Genomic DNA, 1,236 nt, shown 5'->3' on the forward strand with positions numbered 1-1,236 from the left:
GACGTGGCGTTTTCCCTGACGGCTTCGCGTGCGGTGTTTGAGCATCGGGGTGTTGTTGTGGGTGCGGGGCGGGGTGAGTTGTTGGCGGGGTTGGATCTGCTGGCTGGGGGCGGCAGTTCTGGTGGGGTTGTGCGTGGTGTGGCGTCTGGTGTGGCCAAGGCTGTGTTTGTGTTTCCGGGGCAGGGGTCGCAGTGGGTGGGTATGGCTTTGGAGTTGTTGGAGTCGGTGCCTGCTTTTGGTGTGCGTTTGGAGGAGTGTGCGCGGGCGTTGCGTCCGTTGGTGGGGTGGGATGTTTTTGCGGTGTTGAGGGGGGAGGTGGGTGCGCCGTCGTTGGATGAGGTGGATGTGGTGCAGCCGGTGTTGTGGGCGGTGATGGTGGCGCTGGCTGAGGCGTGGCGTTCGTTGGGTGTGGTGCCTGCGGCGGTGGTGGGGCATTCGCAGGGGGAGATTGCGGCGGCTTGTGTGGCGGGGGCGTTGTCGCTTGAGGACGGTGCGCGTGTGGTGGCGTTGCGTGCTCGTGTGATTCGGGAGGGGTTGGCGGGTCGGGGCGGGATGATGTCGGTGGGTTTGCCGGCGGTGGAGGTTGAGGGGTGGTTGGCTCGGTCGGGTGGGGGCTTGCAGTTGGCGGTGGTGAATAGTCCGGTGTCGTCGGTGGTGTGTGGTGAGCCGGGGGCGTTGGAGGAGTTGCGGGGGGAGCTGGAGGGTGCTGGGGTTCGTGCGCGGGTGATTCCGGTGGATTATGCGTCGCATTCGGTGTTTGTGGAGGAGATTCGGGGGGCGGTGCTGGAGGCGTTGGCTGGGGTGGTGCCGGTCTCGTGTGAGGTGCCGTTTTATTCGACGGTGTCTGCGGGTGTGGTGGATACCTCGGGGTTGGATGCGGAGTATTGGTATCGGAATTTGCGGCAGACGGTGCGTTTTGAGGAGACGACGCGGGCGCTGCTCGATGATGGTTTTGGGTTGTTTGTGGAGGTGAGTCCTCACCCGGGGTTGTTGGTGGGATTGGGGGAGACCTTCGCGGCTGCCGGCACCGGCCCCGGTGCGGGTGCTGGTGCGGTGGCGGTGGGTTCGTTGCGGCGGGGTGAGGGGGGCTTGCGGCGGTTTGCTGCGTCGTTGGCGGAGGCGTATGTGCATGGTGCGCCGGTGCAGTGGGAGCGGTTGTATGAGGGGGTGGCTGCGCGGCGGGTGGAGTTGCCGACCTATGCCTTCCAACGCCAGCGGTACTGGCTCACCACACCG

1 protein-coding gene is annotated in these 1,236 nt (G+C 65.7%); it reads left to right on the plus strand.

Going from position 1 to position 1,236, the window contains the following annotated elements; translation table 11 throughout:
- Window positions 1–1,236 (plus strand): acyltransferase domain-containing protein (locus ACZ4NB_RS38705; protein WP_467667751.1); only part of this gene is annotated, 1,236 nt, incomplete at both ends.

The organism is Streptomyces sp. NPDC026575 (assembly GCF_055567415.1).